This window comes from Peribacillus kribbensis DSM 17871 (genome assembly GCF_000430765.1).
In the GTDB taxonomy this organism is placed as follows: Bacteria; Bacillota; Bacilli; order Bacillales; family DSM-1321; genus Paraperibacillus; species Paraperibacillus kribbensis.
Genome location: NZ_KE387241.1, coordinates 142616 through 160905 on the forward strand (window position 1 = coordinate 142616; position 18290 = coordinate 160905).

At 44.0% G+C, this 18290-nt stretch carries 17 protein-coding genes; 8 read left to right on the forward strand and 9 right to left on the reverse strand.

Annotated features, from left to right (window positions below):
* Positions 1–4 precede the first annotated feature (4 nt).
* Both H539_RS0120935 and H539_RS0120940 read right to left on the reverse strand, forming a co-directional pair.
* Positions 5–856, reverse strand: a complete 852-nt coding sequence (locus tag H539_RS0120935; RefSeq protein WP_026695145.1) for an NAD-dependent epimerase/dehydratase family protein — start codon at positions 854–856, stop codon at positions 5–7.
* A gap of 55 nt (positions 857–911) precedes the next feature.
* Positions 912–1151, reverse strand: a complete 240-nt coding sequence (locus tag H539_RS0120940) for a hypothetical protein (protein WP_026695146.1) — start codon at positions 1149–1151, stop codon at positions 912–914.
* 359 nt (positions 1152–1510) lie between these two features.
* Between H539_RS0120940 and H539_RS0120945 the strand changes: the two genes are divergently transcribed.
* On the forward strand, positions 1511–3118 hold the full coding sequence (locus H539_RS0120945; protein WP_026695147.1) for a glycoside hydrolase family 43 protein: 1608 nt from the start codon (positions 1511–1513) through the stop codon (positions 3116–3118).
* Positions 3119–3241: 123 nt separating this feature from the next.
* Here the strand turns inward: H539_RS0120945 and H539_RS0120950 are convergent, their stop codons facing one another.
* Positions 3242–4417 carry an ROK family protein gene (locus H539_RS0120950; protein ID WP_026695148.1) on the reverse strand — a complete coding sequence of 392 codons (1176 nt, stop codon included), beginning with the start codon at positions 4415–4417 and terminating at the stop codon, positions 3242–3244.
* 329 nt (positions 4418–4746) lie between these two features.
* On the opposite strand from H539_RS0120950, the gene xylA reads away from it, so the two are divergent.
* Together xylA and xylB are read left to right on the forward strand one after the other, a co-directional pair.
* The gene (gene xylA / locus H539_RS0120955; RefSeq protein ID WP_026695149.1) at positions 4747–6069 is read left to right on the forward strand and encodes a xylose isomerase; all 1323 of its coding nucleotides are present in this window, start codon (positions 4747–4749) and stop codon (positions 6067–6069) included.
* A gap of 82 nt (positions 6070–6151) precedes the next feature.
* The gene (xylB, locus tag H539_RS0120960) at positions 6152–7654 is read left to right on the forward strand and encodes a xylulokinase (protein WP_026695150.1); all 1503 of its coding nucleotides are present in this window, start codon (positions 6152–6154) and stop codon (positions 7652–7654) included.
* Between the two features lie 148 nt (positions 7655–7802).
* On the opposite strand, the gene H539_RS0120965 is transcribed toward xylB, so the two are convergent.
* The gene (locus H539_RS0120965; protein ID WP_026695151.1) at positions 7803–8153 is read right to left on the reverse strand and encodes a general stress protein; all 351 of its coding nucleotides are present in this window, start codon (positions 8151–8153) and stop codon (positions 7803–7805) included.
* Positions 8154–8221: 68 nt separating this feature from the next.
* Complete coding sequence (locus H539_RS0120970) at positions 8222–9286, reverse strand: C45 family autoproteolytic acyltransferase/hydrolase (protein WP_026695152.1); 1065 nt, start codon at positions 9284–9286, stop codon at positions 8222–8224.
* Between the two features lie 164 nt (positions 9287–9450).
* On the opposite strand from H539_RS0120970, the gene H539_RS0120975 reads away from it, so the two are divergent.
* Positions 9451–9828, forward strand: coding sequence for a VOC family protein (locus H539_RS0120975; protein WP_026695153.1), 378 nt, complete (start codon positions 9451–9453; stop codon positions 9826–9828).
* 39 nt (positions 9829–9867) lie between these two features.
* On the opposite strand, the gene H539_RS0120980 is transcribed toward H539_RS0120975, so the two are convergent.
* Positions 9868–10476, reverse strand: a complete 609-nt coding sequence (locus H539_RS0120980; RefSeq protein WP_026695154.1) for a class I SAM-dependent methyltransferase — start codon at positions 10474–10476, stop codon at positions 9868–9870.
* Positions 10477–10744: 268 nt separating this feature from the next.
* Here H539_RS0120980 and H539_RS0120985 point away from each other — a divergent pair, with 268 nt between their 5' ends.
* Positions 10745–12109, forward strand: coding sequence for an aldehyde dehydrogenase (locus H539_RS0120985; RefSeq protein ID WP_026695155.1), 1365 nt, complete (start codon positions 10745–10747; stop codon positions 12107–12109).
* A 233-nt stretch (positions 12110–12342) separates the two neighbouring features.
* Here H539_RS0120985 and H539_RS31730 read toward each other — a convergent pair whose 3' ends face one another.
* Positions 12343–12549: a hypothetical protein gene (locus H539_RS31730; protein WP_155890177.1), complete on the reverse strand. Its 207-nt coding sequence runs from the start codon at positions 12547–12549 to the stop codon at positions 12343–12345.
* A 529-nt stretch (positions 12550–13078) separates the two neighbouring features.
* Positions 13079–13828 carry a creatininase family protein gene (locus tag H539_RS0121000; protein WP_026695157.1) on the reverse strand — a complete coding sequence of 250 codons (750 nt, stop codon included), beginning with the start codon at positions 13826–13828 and terminating at the stop codon, positions 13079–13081.
* 336 nt (positions 13829–14164) lie between these two features.
* Here H539_RS0121000 and H539_RS0121005 point away from each other — a divergent pair, with 336 nt between their 5' ends.
* Both H539_RS0121005 and H539_RS0121010 read left to right on the forward strand, forming a co-directional pair.
* Positions 14165–14860, forward strand: a complete 696-nt coding sequence (locus H539_RS0121005) for a response regulator transcription factor (protein ID WP_026695158.1) — start codon at positions 14165–14167, stop codon at positions 14858–14860.
* Position 14861: 1 nt separating this feature from the next.
* Complete coding sequence (locus H539_RS0121010; protein ID WP_026695159.1) at positions 14862–16256, forward strand: sensor histidine kinase; 1395 nt, start codon at positions 14862–14864, stop codon at positions 16254–16256.
* Positions 16257–16416: 160 nt separating this feature from the next.
* Here the strand turns inward: H539_RS0121010 and H539_RS29250 are convergent, their stop codons facing one another.
* On the reverse strand, positions 16417–16845 hold the full coding sequence (locus H539_RS29250; protein WP_051348717.1) for a BsuPI-related putative proteinase inhibitor: 429 nt from the start codon (positions 16843–16845) through the stop codon (positions 16417–16419).
* A 138-nt stretch (positions 16846–16983) separates the two neighbouring features.
* Here H539_RS29250 and H539_RS0121020 point away from each other — a divergent pair, with 138 nt between their 5' ends.
* Positions 16984–18237: an MDR family MFS transporter gene (locus H539_RS0121020; protein ID WP_026695160.1), complete on the forward strand. Its 1254-nt coding sequence runs from the start codon at positions 16984–16986 to the stop codon at positions 18235–18237.
* Positions 18238–18290: the final 53 nt, after the last annotated feature.

The window sequence follows — 18290 nt, forward strand, 5'->3', positions numbered from 1 at the left end:
AAACTTAGGAAAGCTTTACATAATCACGCCAATTGTGGACCGGCTGCCAGCCAAGTACCTCTTTTGCCTTATCATTGGCCAATAGGGTTTCGAATCCCTCTAATGGTCTTCGGATATCCTTGAGATTTGGGAAACAAGCCTCAAGCAGATCGCGGCTTTTGATATCCATGGACGTATGATCTGCTGCTAGATTTAATGCAACAGCGCCAAGACCATCTTTTTCAACAGCAAGGCGGTAGGCTGCAGCTGCATCCCTTGCATCAATATAGCTCCAGAGAATAGGCTTTCTTTCCTCAGGGTTATGGATAAATCCCGGGAAATTTTCATACATATGAGGGGCAATTACATTTCCCAGCCTTAAGGAAACAACCTGCATACCTGTCCGATTGTGAATCATTTCCGCTGTTTGCTCATTCACAATCTTGGACAATCCATAGCTGTCTTCCGGCAGTCTTGGATGCTCCTCATCGATCGGTACATATTGAGGCTCCAGGCCATTCTTGGAGAAACAAATTCCATACGAAGACTCACTGGAGGTGATGACCGCCTTCTTCATCCCTAAGTTCCCTGCCGCTTCCAGAATATTATAGGTTGCCATTACATTGTTGCTGAAAGTCTTCTCATTTGTATAAATAAAGGGTCTTGGAATGGCAGCCAAGTGAACCACTGCATCTGCACCTTCCAGCACACCATACACTTCGCCGAGATTTGATAAATCGGCTAATATGGTTTCACAAAGCTCTTGTTCTGGATACTGCCGGTCAACATTTAATACCTCATATTCATGGTCCAGAAACTCCTGAATAACAGAAGGGCCCAATAGCCCGCTTCCTCCAGTAACCACTATTTTCTTCATCTTCGTCCACCTGTTCCTTCCATTCATATTCAACTAGTTTGTAAACGCTTGCATTTTATTTAAGAAAGCGCCCTGAATCTGGAAATTCTCGCCATGAGATTTTCATAATCCTTTTTTCCATGTTTTTAAAAGATTGAGATTCCAGTTCATTAAACTCCTCTGCCAGCAAATCAGCTGTCAAATACAGGGTTAATTGTTTTTTGGCCATTTCCTGCGGGTGGCCGCTGTCAAGCTGATGTGAGGAAATCACCGTATACGCAAACTTCTCGGGGTCAATACTCATCTTCTTTTCCATAGGAAATCTCCCTCCTTATCCATTTTTAATAATTATTGAAGTTATTATACTCTTTGTTTATCAAATATACAAAGTTTTTGCTAATTTGATAAAATTCCATCACTTCGATATTGAATTAAATATTTTTATATGCTAATTTATTCAAAAATAGTTTGTTTGATAAACAAAGTTGAAGGAAGGAGATGCTTATCTAAGAAGAAGTTTTTTATAACAGGATGAAATCCCTTTTATGGGAAGATAGTATATTAAAAGGAGTGGGCTCGAAACGCAATCTATTAATCCACAGAATTATGTTCAGCCAGCCATCACTGCCACACTAGAGAAGAAAACATTAAAAAAAGTTGCAGGAGGAAATTAATTTGAAGATACAGAACCCCGTATTAAAAGGCTTTAATCCTGATCCGAGTATCACGCGCGCAGGGGAAGACTATTATATCGCCACCTCAACCTTTGAATGGTTTCCCGGAGTCCAGATTCACCATTCAAAGGATCTAGTAAACTGGCGCCTTGCAGCCCATCCGCTGAACCGCCTCTCTCTTCTTGATATGAGGGGAAATCCTAATTCAGGCGGCATTTGGGCCCCTGACTTAAGCTGCCATGATGGGAAGTTCTGGCTTATTTATACAGATGTAAAAGTCACAGATGGCATCTGGAAGGACTGCCGAAATTATTTAACCACTTGCGATACAATAGACGGGGAGTGGTCGGAGCCTATTCCATTAACAGGCTCAGGATTTGATGCCTCCCTGTTCCATGATACAGACGGTAAAAAATATCTATTAAACATGTATTGGGACCACAGAACCTATAACCATAATTTCTACGGAATTGCCATGCAGGAATATTCCCATGAACAACAAAAGCTGGTGGGCAAACCAAAAATTATTTATAAGGGAACAGATATAAAATATACGGAAGGCCCGCATCTTTATCATATCGGGGAGTATTATTATCTATTCACTGCGGAAGGCGGAACTACATATCAGCATGCCGAAACCGTCGCCCGCTCCAGGAACATTGAAGGACCCTATGAAACACAGCCTGACTATCCATTGCTGACGTCCTGGCATGACCCTAGAAACGCCTTGCAGAAATGCGGCCACGCCTCTCTTCTGCATACGCATACAGATGAGTGGTTTCTGGCACACCTGACAGGCAGGCCGCTTCCTATCGGGGATCAGCCTATCCTTGATAATAGGGGCTACTGCCCGCTGGGTCGTGAAACAGCTATTCAAAGAATTGAATGGAAGGATGGCTGGCCGGTTGTAGTTGGCGGGAAGCAGGGAGCATTGACTGTGGATGGCCCAAATATGGAAGAAGTAAAATGGGAATCTTCGTATCCCGAGAAGGATGATTTTGATGGCAAGGAACTAAACATCAACTTTCAGTCCCTGCGTATACCATTGACAGAGGATATAGCTTCTTTACAGGCACGCGATGGACATCTTAGACTGTATGGGAAAGATTCTTTGATTTCCACGTTTACACAGGCATTTGTCGCCAGGAGGTGGCAGGCATTTTCCTTCGATGCCGCCACAAGCGTGGCTTTCCAGCCGGACACCTTCCAGCAGGCAGCTGGATTGACCTGTTATTACAATACCGAGAACTGGACCACGATTCAGGTTACATGGAACGAAGAGAAAGGCCGTGTAATTGACCTTCTCGCCTGTGATAATTTTGTCTTCTCGCAGCCGCTGAAACACGATTTGATTCCTGTTCCGGATGAGGTGGAGTATGTTCACTTCAAAGTTGAGGTCCGTGTTGATTCTTATCAATATTCTTACTCCTTCGATGGAAAAGAATGGATCAACATTCCTATCTTCTTTGAATCTAAAAAACTCTCTGATGATTACATTCGCGGAGGAGGATTCTTTACTGGAGCCTTTGTCGGCATCAATTGCATCGATACCACAGGCCAGGACAAGCCTGCGGACTTTGATTATTTTATCTACAAAGAATTAGAATAAAAAAACAAGACTGTCCAATAAGTCCTAAAGCAGGTGGAGAAAAGAGAACTTTTCTGCACCTGCTTTTGTTTTTGTTCGGCTGATTACTGGACAGCCCCTTATTTCATACCTGCGGATTGTGGTTTATTTCATCAAGCGTAAATGATCAGGCTCATTAAGGAAGTGCTCGATGACAAATGATGCTGCGCCCAGGACCGTAGCCTTCCTGCTTAATTGGGATAAATAAATTTGATGATTTTGATGAGCATACTGAGAGATCCTTGAAGAGATGGTATTTTGGATCGAATTAAGAACAATCGGATTGGATTCAATCAATCCACTCCGCAGCACTATTGCCTCAGGATTGAATGTATTAATAATGTTGGTCAGCCCGATTCCTAAGTAATAACCAAACCGGTCAAGCTCCTTGATAACTTCCATATTCTGGACCTGGATCAACTGGCTTATTTGTTTATATGTCACATGTTCCAGACCTTTTAACTTGGAGATATTCTCAAACAGAGTCTTTTCTGATGCATACAGCTCCCAGCATCCGGTATTCCCGCAGCCGCACTTTTTTCCGTTATATTCTATGGACATATGCCCCATTTCCCCTGAGAAACCCTGCGTTCCGCGGTATAATTCATTATTTACAATAATGCCTACACCAATCCCTATTCCGATGCTCAGGAAGATTCCATTGCTGCAATTCTTTATCGCACCAAAAAGTCGTTCCCCATAAGCTCCTGCATTCGCTTCGTTTTCAATAAGAACGGTACAATGAAACTGCTCCTCCAAAATGATTTTTAAATCGATGTCCTTCCATTTTGAGTGAGGAGTAAAAACGATGGTTTGATCATTATTAACAAAGCCATGGATGCCCACTCCTATACCAATAATGCCGTAGGGTGACTCAGGCGCACCCTGGGCGGCCTCCACTATCCTTTCAATTAAAATAGGCTTAATAGCTTCATAGGAAGAATCAATAATTTCATAAGAGTTTTGAAAAAGGATATTTCCCTCTAAATCTGTTAAAACGGTCAGGATATAGTTAATGCCCAAATCGACTCCAATCACATATCCTGCTGTTTTATTAAAAACAAGCATCACGGGCTTTCTTCCGCCGCTTGACTCACCGGTCCCAATTTCATAGATCAGCTTCTTTTCCATCAAAGAGACTGTTTGTGAAGAAATAGTAGCCTTATTCAGGGAAGTCATTTTTGCCAAATCCGCCCTCGAAATTGGATAATGCTGAATAAGCTGATCCAATATAATCTTTTGATTATGGATTTTTACAAATGATTGATCTGCTGTGTTCAAATTATAATCCCCTTAAGTTTGTTTGTTTAATAAACAAATAAATTAATAATACACCAAGTATAGTATTTTTTTTCTGAAAAATATATTGTTTTTCAGAATAAATCATGCTAGTATGTAATTGCACTTAGTTTATTGAAGAAACAAAGTAACTTCATCTTTAATTAATAGCTGTTTTCTTTAGAAGACATTCTACGGATTTAAAAAGAGCTCAGGAAGCGGACATCCCGAAATGGAAACAAGCCTTCTGTTCTGCATGCCGCATGAAAACAGCCTTTTTTTTCGAATCTCTGTATCCGTTTACAATTTGCTTTTACTCAGGAGGAATCGATATGACTTATTTTCCTAACATCGACAAAATTAATTATGTTGGCAGACAATTAAAAAGCAGCCTTGCATTCAATTACTACAATCCAGAAGAAGTTGTTGCAGGCAAAACCATGAAGGAGCATTTACGATTTGCTGTAGCATACTGGCATACATTCGCAGAAGATGGAAGCGATCCATTCGGCGTAGGAACTAAAACCCGCTCTTGGAACCGCCTTCAGGGACTTGATGCAGCAAAAGCACGTGTAGAAGCAGCATTTGAATTCTTTGAGAAGCTCGGAAATCCATTCTTCTGCTTCCATGATATCGATATTGCACCTGAAGGAGATACACTTCGCGAATCCAATCAAAATCTGGATGTTATTGTAGCCATGATCAAGGATTACATGAAAACAAGCAATGTAAAACTTCTTTGGAACACAGCCAACATGTTCACAAATCCGCGCTTTGTGCATGGTGCAGCAAGCTCAAGCAATGCAGATGTTTTCGCCTATGCAGCTGGACAGGTAAAGAAAGGACTTGAAGTTGGTAAAGAGCTTGGAGCAGAAAACTATGTTTTCTGGGGCGGACGTGAAGGCTATGAAACTCTATTGAATACAGATATGAAGCTGGAGCAGGATAACATCGCACGCTTCTTCCATATGGCAGTGGATTATGCAAAAGAAATCGGCTTTGATGCGCAATTCCTGATCGAGCCAAAACCGAAGGAACCAACAAAGCACCAATATGACTTTGATGCCGCTACTACTATCGCATTCTTAAAATCTTATGATCTGGACAAACACTTTAAATTAAACCTTGAAGCTAACCATGCTACATTGGCAGGACATACATTCGAGCATGAGATCCGCGTAGCAAGAACTCATGGACTTCTTGGATCATTAGATGCCAACCAGGGTGATATGCTTCTTGGCTGGGATACAGATGAATTCCCTACCGATCTTTATGCTGCTACTCTCACAATGTATGAAGTCCTTAAGAACGGCGGATTGGGCCGGGGCGGTCTGAACTTTGACTCCAAGACCCGCAGATCTTCATTTGACACAGATGATCTATTCTATGCACATATTGCAGGCATGGACAGCTATGCACTTGGTTTGAAGGTTGCAAGCCGATTGATCGAAGACCGTGTATTCGATGAGTTTATCGAAAACCGCTACAGCAGCTTCAATGAAGGGATCGGCGCTGACATTGTGGCCGGAAAAACGGACTTCAAATCATTAGAAAACTACATTATCGATAAAAAAGACATTACAAACCAATCAGGAAGATTAGAAATGTTAAAAAATACGCTGAACCACTATCTTCTTGAAGAAGCAGCAAAATAAAAGGTAAACATAAAGGGATACGTCTGGGTCACTTCCCCGTGGCCCGCTATCCCTTTTTATTTTATCAAAAGGAGCAAAAGAGATGAAATACGCCATTGGGATTGATTTAGGAACAAGCTCGGTAAAAATTCTTCTAGTAGACCAGGACGGAAATGTCCATAGCTCTGTCTCAAGGGATTATCCCCTTATCCAGGAAAAGCCAGGATATAGTGAGCAGAATCCTGAAGAATGGGTGGAAAAAAGCATACAGTCACTAAAGCAGCTTGTGGATGAATCCGGTGTGAAAGCGGAAGATATCGAAGGGCTCAGCTTTTCCGGGCAGATGCATGGCCTGGTCCTGCTGGACAGCGAGCACCAGATTATTCGTAATGCCATCCTTTGGAATGACACTAGAACGACACCTCAATGCAGAGAGATTGAAGAAAAGCTCGGAGAAAGACTTCTTGAGATTACAAAAAACCCTGCGCTGGAAGGTTTCACCCTTCCAAAGATTCTTTGGGTGCAGGAAAATGAACCTGAAAACCTCGAAAAAACTAGTGTATTTTTATTGCCTAAAGACTATCTCCGGTTCCGTCTGACCGGCGAAATTCACGCAGAATACTCTGATGCAGCAGGCACCCTCCTCCTAGATATCGAAAATAAATCCTGGAGCGGAGATATGCTGCAGGCATTTGGTCTAAACTCTGATATCTGCCCTCCTCTCGTGGAGTCAGGCGATTTTATAGGAACAATCCTTCCGGAGATTGCTGAAGCAACAGGACTTACAACTTCCGTAAAGGTTTTTGCCGGCGGGGCTGACAACGCCTGCGGAGCAATAGGAGCTGGGATCTTATCTGAAGGGCAGGCACTATGCAGTATTGGTACATCCGGAGTATTCTTGTCCTATGAAAATGACAGCAGCCGTGATTATGGCGGCAGGGTCCATTTATTCAACCATTCGCAGAAGGATTCCTATTACAGCATGGGTGTCACCCTTTCTGCCGGACACAGCTTCTCATGGTTTAAAAATACCTTTGCTGAAAACGAAAGTTTCGACCAGCTGGTAAAGGACGCATCTGAATCACCTGCAGGAGCCAATGGCCTTCTCTTCACCCCTTTTCTGGTCGGTGAACGTACTCCCTATGCGGATGCAAAAATCAGAGGAACCTTTACCGGAATTGACAGCTCCCACCAGAAACGCGATTTCACACGTTCTGTCCTTGAGGGAATCGTCTTTTCCATCAATGAAACCGTTGAAATTTTCCGTGACAGTGGAAAGAAAGTGGATACGGTCATTTCTATCGGCGGAGGGGCAAAAAGTGACCTTTGGCTTCAGTTACAAGCTGATATTTTCAATGCAAAAGTCATCAAGCTTAAGAGCGAACAAGGTCCCGGAATGGGTGCAGCGATGCTGGCGGCAGCCGCTTTAAACTGGTACCCATCCCTGAAAGAATGCGCAGATGCCTTCCTTTCTGAGGCCGCATCCTATGAGCCTGTTCCAGAAAATGTACAGCGCTATCAGGAATTGTTCAAGCTTTATAAAGAAATTTATCCTCAGACTGCCGTTATCAACCATGGGTTATTTGAGTTCAAGCAAAATCAGTAAAATATAGAAGAGGCCGGCCTCCCAAGCTTTCGTTGGGCCGGCTTCTTTTTATTGCAGAACCGCAAAGAAATCCCAGAAATAGGAGTGGAGCACCTTAATTGAGCAGTAAAAAAAGCCCGGCATAAGCCAGGCACTAGAAAAATCATTTTCAGCTTTTCTTTTTTTCCACCAATACAATTATTTTTCCTGCCTCCACATCCTCCACATAACGATTGGCTTCTCCCTTGGAAGCACCGTTATTCATCAAATGTTCATCAAGCTGGTCCTCTATATCCATAAAATATCTCATCGCCTTATCCAGGAAAGAATCCTTTTCATCACTATGCGCTGCGACTACATTCATTTGCGGCGTATCATCTGCATTCAAAAAATTAATATCCTCTTCATTCTTGGCGATAACGGTAAACACATTCTCCTGAAATCCGCGCTCTTTCAGCTTATTGATCGCATCAGACGCTTCCTTGGCACTATCATAAACACCATATACACTTTGCTCCATGACGGTTCCTCCTAAAAGTTTTTTTTAATCTTTATCCTCAGGAGGATTTCAGTAAACCATAGGAAGCTTTATCTTTTAAACCAGTCTGCGTTTTCATCCATATGAACAAAGGGAATGTCTGTATCCACTTCACCCGGAATTCTCTCTGCTTCAATATCCTTTCCAGCAAGCCAGGCTGCAAAATCAAACTCTGCAGGCTCCCTGTCTCCCCCAAGAGCGATCCATGCTTTCATTTCTCTTGGAAAATACGCGGAAGTATGGATCGTTCCTGCCCAGCTGCTGTAAAGCTTAGAAAATACCCCTCCGTTGGAGTCATTCAGGAGGCGGAAGGCTTCGCGGCCGCTTTCCAGGCTGTCGTACTGATCCTGCATCACCTGGAGCCTTCTATTGGAATCTGTAAGGTGGTTCCGGTTTTCGTGCTTCATCATTTCGAAATGGTTCGTACACGCATTGGCACTGCGTACTTCCACACCCCGCGGCGAGGTTTCAACAATAAGCGTCTTTCCGCTTCCATCAAAGACAATATAGCTGAAGGAATGGCGATGCGGAATTTCCTTCAGCATCGCAGCTGCCTCATCTACATTTGCACTGGATTCCAGAATCAGCCTGCCGATCATGCAGCAGATGAAGCCATCACCGGGGTTTTTGCGGTGCATGAAATTATAGCCGATGGCAAGTCCCTTTTCATTCATTCCATCCATCCGCCCTGTCACGCGCTGGCTCGGCCCGATCATGGCATAGCCCCCGTCTGAAGGCTGAAAGAACGTATACCGGCCTTCATAGGTTTTAGGATGATAATCATAATTCCGTATCAGATAGTCTTCACCTGTTAAAATGGAGCAGCCTGACTTCACATAATCCAGCCGGTATCCCCCAAACTCCTGGAGAACCTTTTCCATCGGCCACTCAAGGGCATCCCGAAGTCCAAGGAGCTCATCCCAGACTCTCGGTGCAAAAGGCAGGATTGCCTCCTTTGCTTCCTCCTCCTGTACCATAAACCTGGGCTTCCTTACCTTCCACTGGTTTTCCCGATTTTTAAGAGTCAACGAATCCTTTATCTTCCCTCCCTGAAAGTATCCGAAATCATAGTGGGTTCCCCTGAATTGGATGATATCGCTGTAAATTTTCTTCATGATGCAGCCCCTCTTTTCTATGTACCTTACATCTAGTCTCATTCCATTTTGGATCATGATAGAAGGGGAATCAAATGATAATGGTTATTTTGCAGAATTTTAAAACACGGACAAATTTTATTGTATAATTTTACTAGTATATGATGAACAAAGGAGGAGATTATATGGAGAATAAAATTCAAAAGATTGTGCAGATCGGGGTGCCTGTTAAGGATGTGGAAAGGGCGGCTTCGTTTTACAGCGAAAAGCTCGGTTTAAATCTGCTGTTTAAAACAGATACCATGGCGTTTCTTGAAACAGATGGAATCAGGATTCTTTTAACCCTTCCAGAAAATGATTCTTTTACCCATCCCAGCTCCGTCCTCTATTTCCAGGTGGAGGATATAGAGGCAGCCTTCGAAGCTAATAAGAAACAAGGGATCACATTTATAGACGAACCTCATATAATAGCCAGAATGGGTGACACAGAAACTTGGATGGCCTTCTTTTACGATTCAGAAGAGAATACCCATGCCTTGATGTGCGAAAAGACAGCTGAGTAAATGCCAAAAGCCCGGAATCCATTCCGGGCTTTTGGCATCTTAATAGCTTAATTGATAGATCATGAATTTTTCATAGGGATTATGCTCGTACACTCCCTCAAGCCTTACTTCTTTTTTAAGGGTGAAAGATGTGCTTTCTTCCAGATAAAAAACATAATCATCTGCCGGGTAATATAGGATCAGCTCTACATTCCTCTGAAACTCTTCCACCGATTTTAAGATATTTTGGACAACCTTCATAAAAACCTGGACGGAGAAAGGATTAAAAAGGTAAAACCGATTGTCCGCCGGCTGGATCTCATATTCTTCGGCCAGACAGCAAAGAAATTGCAGCCTCTCCCGATACCTGCTTTTTTTCTTAAAGTAGCTGTCCCTGTTCTTCACTGCTTCCCTGTAAAATTCCTCATTCATTTCTATTCCGGTGGCAGATGCCTGAAAGAAATGATGGACATAGAAATTCAGCCTGCCCTTGCCGCAGCCAAAATCCACGAAGGAATCCGTGCTTTTTACTTCATAGGAATGAAAAAGCTCAGCAAGTGCGCCGTAGGGAGTGGGCTCATACCGATGATAGTGAAGGGATGAATTAAATCCTCTTTGGTCTCCCTCTGTCTTGATGTTCAATAGCTTATCAAAATAGTGTTCTTTCATAATCCCCTCCAGAGCCGGGTGCTTAATCTACATCTATTGTAACATTCCTCTATGTGATATGATTCAAATAAACCATTCTATTATTTTCCACAAAGGAGTCGTCCGCCTTGGCCAACACTTACTTCTTTAAGGCTTTCCCGGGTTTATCGCTCCCTGCCTCATATCAGAAATTCTTCAAAAGGAATACGAAATCAGCCGCTTTTATCTGCTAAGCAGCATAAGCATGATCAAGATAAGCAGCTGAAGATTCAATAAAGGAGAACAGAATATGTACCGGAGTCTAATGGATAGACAGAGAAGCTTTTTCCGTACAAACAAAACGAAAGAGATCGCTTTCCGCCTTAACGCCCTGAAGAGCTTACAATCCGCTGTCAAACAGTACGAAAACCAGCTCATCGCAGCCTTAAAGGAAGATTTAAACAAGTCGGAGTTCGAGGCCTATTCGACCGAAATCGGTGTGGTCCTGGAAGAAATACGATTCACTCTGAAACATCTTCGTTCCTGGGCAAAGCCCAGGAGAGTGAAAACCCCTCTTACCCATATAGGCTCCAAAAGCTATCTCTATTCCGAGCCTTACGGAACCGCGCTGATCATAGCCCCCTGGAATTACCCGTTCCAGCTGGCGGCCGCCCCTTTAATCGGCGCCATTGCAGCCGGCAACTGTGCGGTTATTAAACCCTCGGAACTGACTCCGAAGACTTCGGAAGTACTGGCCAGGCTCATTAAGGAGCATTTTCCAGAGGAATATATTTCTGTGGTGCTCGGAGGCGTCGAGGCAAGTGAGGCCCTCCTGCAGGAAAAGTCTGACTATATCTTCTTTACCGGGAGTCCGGCTGTCGGCCGGATCATCATGGAGGCTGCCGCAAAAAACCTGACGCCTGTTACCCTTGAACTCGGAGGAAAGAGCCCCTGCATTGTACATGAAGATGCCGACATCAAGCTTGCAGCGAAACGAATTGCATGGGGCAAATACACAAACGCAGGCCAGACATGCATTGCACCCGATTACCTGTATCTTCATACAAGCATCAGGGATTCCTTTCTTGCTGCCTTTAAGGAAGCTGCAGCAGACTTGTTCGGGCTGAATCCACTTGAGAATCCCAGCTTTACCCGGATTGTGAGCGAAAAGCATTTCCTGCGGCTTCAATCCCTTATGGGTGATGGAGAGATCTTCCTCGGAGGAGGCACCGATAAAAAACGGCGGGTCATTGAGCCGACAGTCCTTACAAACATCACCTGGAAAGACAGCATCATGCAGGATGAAATTTTCGGGCCGATTCTCCCCGTCCTGGAATACACAAATCTTGACGAAGTGATAGAGGGAATCCACCATCATCCAAATCCGCTTTCCCTTTATCTGTTCACCAGCACTCCCGCCGTCCAGGAGCAGGTTCTGAACAGCATCTCATTCGGCGGAGGCTGCATCAATGATACCGTATACCATTTTGCTTCTCCCCACCTGCCATTCGGCGGAGTCGGCTCAAGCGGAATTGGGGCCTATCACGGGAAGGGAAGCTTTGATACCTTTTCCCATCACAAAGGGGTCCTCAAGCAGACGAACTTATTTGACATCCCCTTCCGATATCCCAATGCAAAGAATGGGCTGAAGAGGATTAAAATGTTCTTGAAGTGACCTATGCAAGAAGGCTACCATCCCAAAGGCAGCCTTTCCTTGCTATTCTAGTAAAAGAACCCTCCAGCTTATTTAAAAAGACTCTCTGAGAACAACAGCTTCTAAAGGAATACATAATAAATCCTTTACCTCCGTTCTTTTCATTTCTACTTATCATACAGCCAGAATGAAAATAAGAACAGGCTCCGAACGATTCGGAACTCCTCTATGAACCTTTCCTGTTCCGTCCATACTCAGGCAGGCTTTTTCATTTTTCCTTTATACACAAATTTTCGTTTTATAATAAAGAGACCAGCCAGCCCAATCATGCTGAGCAGCACTCCCGCACCTATAAAAACACCCCCAGCTCCCACCCAGACAGCCAGCATGCCTCCAGCCACCGGACCAATCAGCATGGATAGATTCATAAATGAGCTGGCAGCCCCAGAGACGCGGCCCATAAGAGCAGCTGGGGTCTCCTTCTGCAGGATATAGCCAAACGGAAGAAATAATTTTTTCTAGTAAAAATTAAAAAAACTCCGAAGATGAAATCCTCGAAGTTTTTTGTGCAGGCAGCGTGAAGCTCCTTGATTACTTTCTGCAGCACAAAGCGGCCGAGGCTGGAACGCTTTTGGACTACTTTCTCCTCCTGCCTCCTCAACCTGTCCGAACTCAGACCGCCTTCGGACTACTTTCCTCTTCCGCTGCCTCAACCTGTCCGAACTCCGACCGCTTTCGGACTACTTTCTCCTCCTGCCTCCTCAACCTGTCCGAACAGAGACCGCCTTCGGACTACTTTCTCCTCCTGCCGCCTCAACCTGTCCGAACAGAGACTGCCTTCGGACTACTTTCTCCTCCTGCCGCCTCAACCTGTCCGAACAGAGACCGCCTTCGGACTACTTTTCCCTCCTGCCTCCTCAACCTGTCCGAATGACATCTGCTTTCGGACTACTTCTGCCCCCCCAGCGGCCACACCTCGAACCCAATAACCTATCCCATCTTTATACTATACGCTTCCTCCAGATGCTCTTTCAGCCCCTCACAATTTTTACGGATAAAGGTCATCCAAAGGGTTTCTCCTTTCGCGGCCAATTCATCGGGTGTGTAGACATCCGGAATAAATTCTCCCCAGTTGCCATCCTTTGTAAGCTTGTCCCAGCCCACGTAATCTGCCAATTTATTGTGTGCAGACGGAACGGGTGAGCCCATGTGCTCTAGTTTTACCAAATCAGGACAGAGCCACATCGCCGTACAGACCCCCAGCAGGCCGCCATGCATTTCATTTCGGCCAGAAAGTCCCGCCGCCTCCACTGCTTCCTCCCAGGCATGCCGCTGATGATGAGGATGAATCACCATGATATCCTCATATTCGTAGTTCATATGCTTGATAAATGCCGAAACCCAATATGAGCCTCCATGGCCGGAGGTTAATACAAATTTTTTAAATCCCTGCCTTCTTAGATTCACAATCATATTCTCTAAGAATGCGGTCAGGATATTCAGGCTGACGGTTACCGTCCCTTTAAAAGCCGCATGCTCCTCTGAAGTGTTAAAAGGCAGAACGGGAAGGACATATGCGTTCACTGCTCTTCCATATTCCCTCGCATAGATTTCCGCAATTAAATTATCCAGATTCATCGGCAGACCAGGTCCGAACTGTTCGGTCGCCCCGATTGGGATTACCACTGTGTCGGTCCTGCTGTCTGTAATTTCTGTTGTTGTATTTGTATAATTCAGCAAATCTTTTCTCTCCTTAATTAAATGATATCCTTTTTCATTGTAAATGAAGAGCGGCAGATCATATATCCTTTCTGATATAATTTTTCCACTATTCTACTTTTTTAAAAAAATTCATTGTCTTTTGTGTTCTGCCAGCAATCAAAGGGAAGGATAATGGTAAATAGATCATTTGGGCAAATTGGTTTCTGCTTAGACGTTATTCTGCTGTATCTAACGTATGCCTAAGCAGAACCTCCAATGAAAAAAAACATTAAAAATACATTAAAAGCCCATCCTTGACTAATGAAAGTTATACAATAGTCAAGAAGGGAAATTTGTAACGAAATGGGTGATTATATGAAGAAAAGACTCTTAATTGTCGAAGATGAAGAACAGATTGCCCGTGTTCTTAAAATAGAATTGGAATATGAAGGCTATGACGTGGAGCTTGCCTATGATGGGAAATCCGGTCTCGACGCCATTTTGACATATGCACCGGATTTGGTTCTGCTTGATATCATGCTTCCCGGTTTAAGCGGCATTGAGGTACTGAGGAGAGTCCGAAAGACTGAGAGCTTACTGCCGGTAATCCTGCTGACAGCCCGCGATGCCACGTACGATAAAATCATGGGGCTTGATTTAGGTGCGAATGATTATATCACCAAACCATTTGAGATAGAGGAAGTCCTGGCCAGGATCCGGTCATGCCTGCGCTTTACAAAGGCATTTGCAGACGAAGGAGTGGGGGAGACACAAAAGCTTACCCTTGGACCTCTTACAGTGGATTTGGAAACAAGGGAAGCAGTGCGCGATTCCACCTCCATATCCCTGACACCGAAGGAATATGACCTGCTGATTTACCTCCTCGAAAATCAGAACAAGATTGTGACTAGAGAAACCATTATTTCCACGGTATGGGGATATGATTTTGAAGGCGAGACCAATGTCGTCGATGTGTATATCCGCCATCTCCGCAGAAAAATTGATGATGAATTCGCTTTCCCCCTGATTCACACTGTCCGCGGGGTAGGATATACGATGAAGGTAAAATAGTATGAAAAATAAGCTAAAAATCACAACCAAGATTAATCTGCTCATTACTGCCTGGCTCCTGATTATCCTTCTGCTTGTCAATACCATCGTTTATCTGCTGTTCATGAAGACCACAGTAAATATGGAGGAGCAGATTCTAAGACAAAAGGCACATGACATCATAAAAGAGCATGCTGTATCCGACACTCTTAAGCTTCCTAAGGACTATCTGCAATACTATATATCCGATCATTCCTACATCCGGATTATTGATTCCGAACACAAAGTGATCGACGAGGCAGGCAATGATCGAAACCTAATGAAGGATGTTAAGCCAAAGTTCACAAAAAAAGAGCAGGCAAAGCTTTTTGCCATGCATGAACATCAAAATCTGGTGGTTCGTGTTCCCATTAATCAACATGGTAAAACCGCAGGGACCCTCGAAATAGGCGAATTGCTGTCCGGACTGGAGGCACGGAAGGATATACTGATTTCTGTCATGGCTTCCGTTACAGGCATTTCGGTCATTCTTTCTTTCTTTGCGGGAAGATGGCTTTCCAATATTATCATGAGGCCCATTTCTTCTATTATTTCAACCATGGAAGAAATTGAACAAAGCGGAGTTCCCAAAAAAATCCTGATTAAAAATGAAACCAAGGATGAACTGCAGCAGATGGCATCGACCTTTAATCGGATGATCTCCAAGCTCCAGGAAAGCATAGAGAAACAAAGGCAGTTTGTTTCAGATGCCTCCCATGAGCTCAAAACCCCATTAACGGTGATCATAAGCTTTGTAAACCTGCTAAGGAGACACGGAACCAAGGATGAGGGGCTGACAAAGGATGCCATAGAATCAATCTATTCAGAGGCGAACCGCATGCAGTCACTGACCAAATCCATGCTGGAGCTGGCAGGCTCCGAGCATCCAGGAACAATTGCGCTGGAGCCATTGGATCTGGCCCTGCTGTGCAAATCTGTCCTAAAACAGCTTCAGAGAGTATATAAGCGGAGCATACAGCTGCATGAAGAGGCCTCCAGTCTGATGATCGAAGCAAATGAAAATCAAATCAAACAGGTAATCATCATTCTCTTGGACAATGCTTTAAAATACAGCAGCGGCAAAATCGAAATTTTTCTACAAGTGCAGGAAAATATGGCAGCCCTGAGAATCAAGGATTACGGGATTGGGATCCCGGCATCCGAGCTGGACAACATCTTTGAACGTTTTTACCGAGTCGATAAAGCCCGAAGCCGCAAGACAGGCGGAACGGGGCTCGGGCTTTCAATTGCAAAAAATATTGTCAGCCTTCATCTTGGAGAGATTCATATCAAAAGCAAGGAAAATAGCGGAACAGAGGTAACCGTCCTTCTTCCCCTTGCATCAAGCCCGGGAAGTACCCATTCACAGGAAATGTAAACGCTATAAAAAAAGAAGTCTGACCCTCGCTAAATCTGCTTATGGCAGCGCTGGGAGGCCAGACTTCCTTTTTTTGGCTCTTTTCTATTTAATGAATCTACGAGGCGATTCCACGGCTGATCAAAGCAAATCCTCGTTTCTAAGCAGTAAATGCCTGTTTTTATTTTACAGTAAAGGTATGGGAAGCCCGTACTGTACGATCAGCTCCCCAAACAAACTCAAGTGAGTATGTCCCTTTGGGAAGATCTGAGAATACGGCTTGATAATTCAACGCCTTATGCGGCTTTATCGTAATATGTCTGATAGATTGGCTGAACCTCTTATTTTCAGAGTATTGCTCCACCTTCCTGCCTTCCTTTTTTAATACATAATCATACGATTTCCCGCTCGGAAAGACAGCTTCTTGACTTTTTTCTGTATTATTTCTGACTGTAAAGGTAAATTGCTCTTTAAGGGCTTGTTCATTGAGAACTTCTCTTGAAATGCTGCCCTCTATAGCTTTTGGAGGAGTCTTTTCCGAGGACCCGCAGCCCCCTAACAACAAAAGCATAACGACAGCCAAAATGCCTCCCATAACAGGATTCTTCACTGGATCTCTCCTTTCTCATTCAAAAGTCTGAGATTACATACAACCCCCTGCTAATTTAGGAAATCACTTTATTATATACAATGAAAGCATGAAAACAGAGATTTCAGCAATAACTTTTTTAGAAAGAAGGCAGGTAAAATGAGGTTCAGAGAATTTCACAGAAATATAAAAATCCGGATTGCTGAAACCTTTCTCAGCCGTTTTGCAGGCGGGATGATCTTTCCGTTCATGACGATTTATTTAGCCTCCCACTTTGGAGCAAGAACTGCAGGACTGCTGCTGCTGATCAATGTCGGAGCAGGAATTGCCGTTTCCTTCATCGGAGGCTATCTATCCGATACCTACGGAAGGAAAAAAATCATGGCAGGCGCGGAAACGGCACGTCTGGCTGCCTATATCATTATGCTTATAAGCAATTCCCCCTTGTACCAGGCCCCTCTCATCACTTTTTTCATGATGACGGTAAACAGTATCAGCTGGGGGCTTTCAGGACCGGCAAATCAGGCTATGCTGATCGATGTCAGCACTCCGGAACAGCGGCGGCTGATGTACTCTGTTACTTATTGGGCCAATAACTTATCCATCGCCATTGGCGGTATTTTGGGAGGATTTCTATTTAAGGATTATTTATTTGAATTGTTTATGGCGTTAGTGCTGCTTGAAATCGCGGTGGTTTGGATGGTGATTTTTTTAATGGAGGAAAGCCATGCGGGGTCTGTAAGGAAGATCGCGCCCGCAGAGCATATCTTTCAGCTTATTGCGAGTTATAAAACCGTGGTAAAGGATCATTTATTCATTCGCTTTGTACTTGCAGGAGTTCTGATATCCTCCATGGAATTTCAGCTGACCAATTATACAGGGATCCGCCTTAGTAATGTGATGGAATCGCAGTACTTTTTCTCATGGAAAATTGACGGTCTCGCCATGATGGGATTCCTGCGGAGTGAAAATACCATCCTTGTAGTTATCATGGTATTATTCGCCAGTAAATGGAGCAGCATCTTTAACGACAAAACCACATTAATTATAAGCTGTTTCCTTTTCACCATTGGGTACGGAGTGCTTTCGTACAGCACGGATATCTGGGTGTTAGTCTTATTCATGGTAATCTTGACGATCGGCGAAGTCTTCCGGGTGCCTGTCGAGCAGTCATACACGGCTTCCATACCGCCGGAGAATGCCCGCAGTGCGTATATGGCTGTTAAAGGCCTGAATTATAATCTTGCCATGCTCATAGCTTCCCTGACTGTCACCCTGGGATCCTTTGTTCCTCCTTTGTTCATGACCGTCCTGATTACATCTGCCGGGCTTATAGGAATACTGATTTATTCCAAAATTATACCTGGCCTGGAAGATAGAAAGACTCATATGGAGGCTGGCAAATCTATGTGAAAACAAGACGGAACAGAATTTTGCAATGGCGAAAAATGACGTTTGAGCCTGCG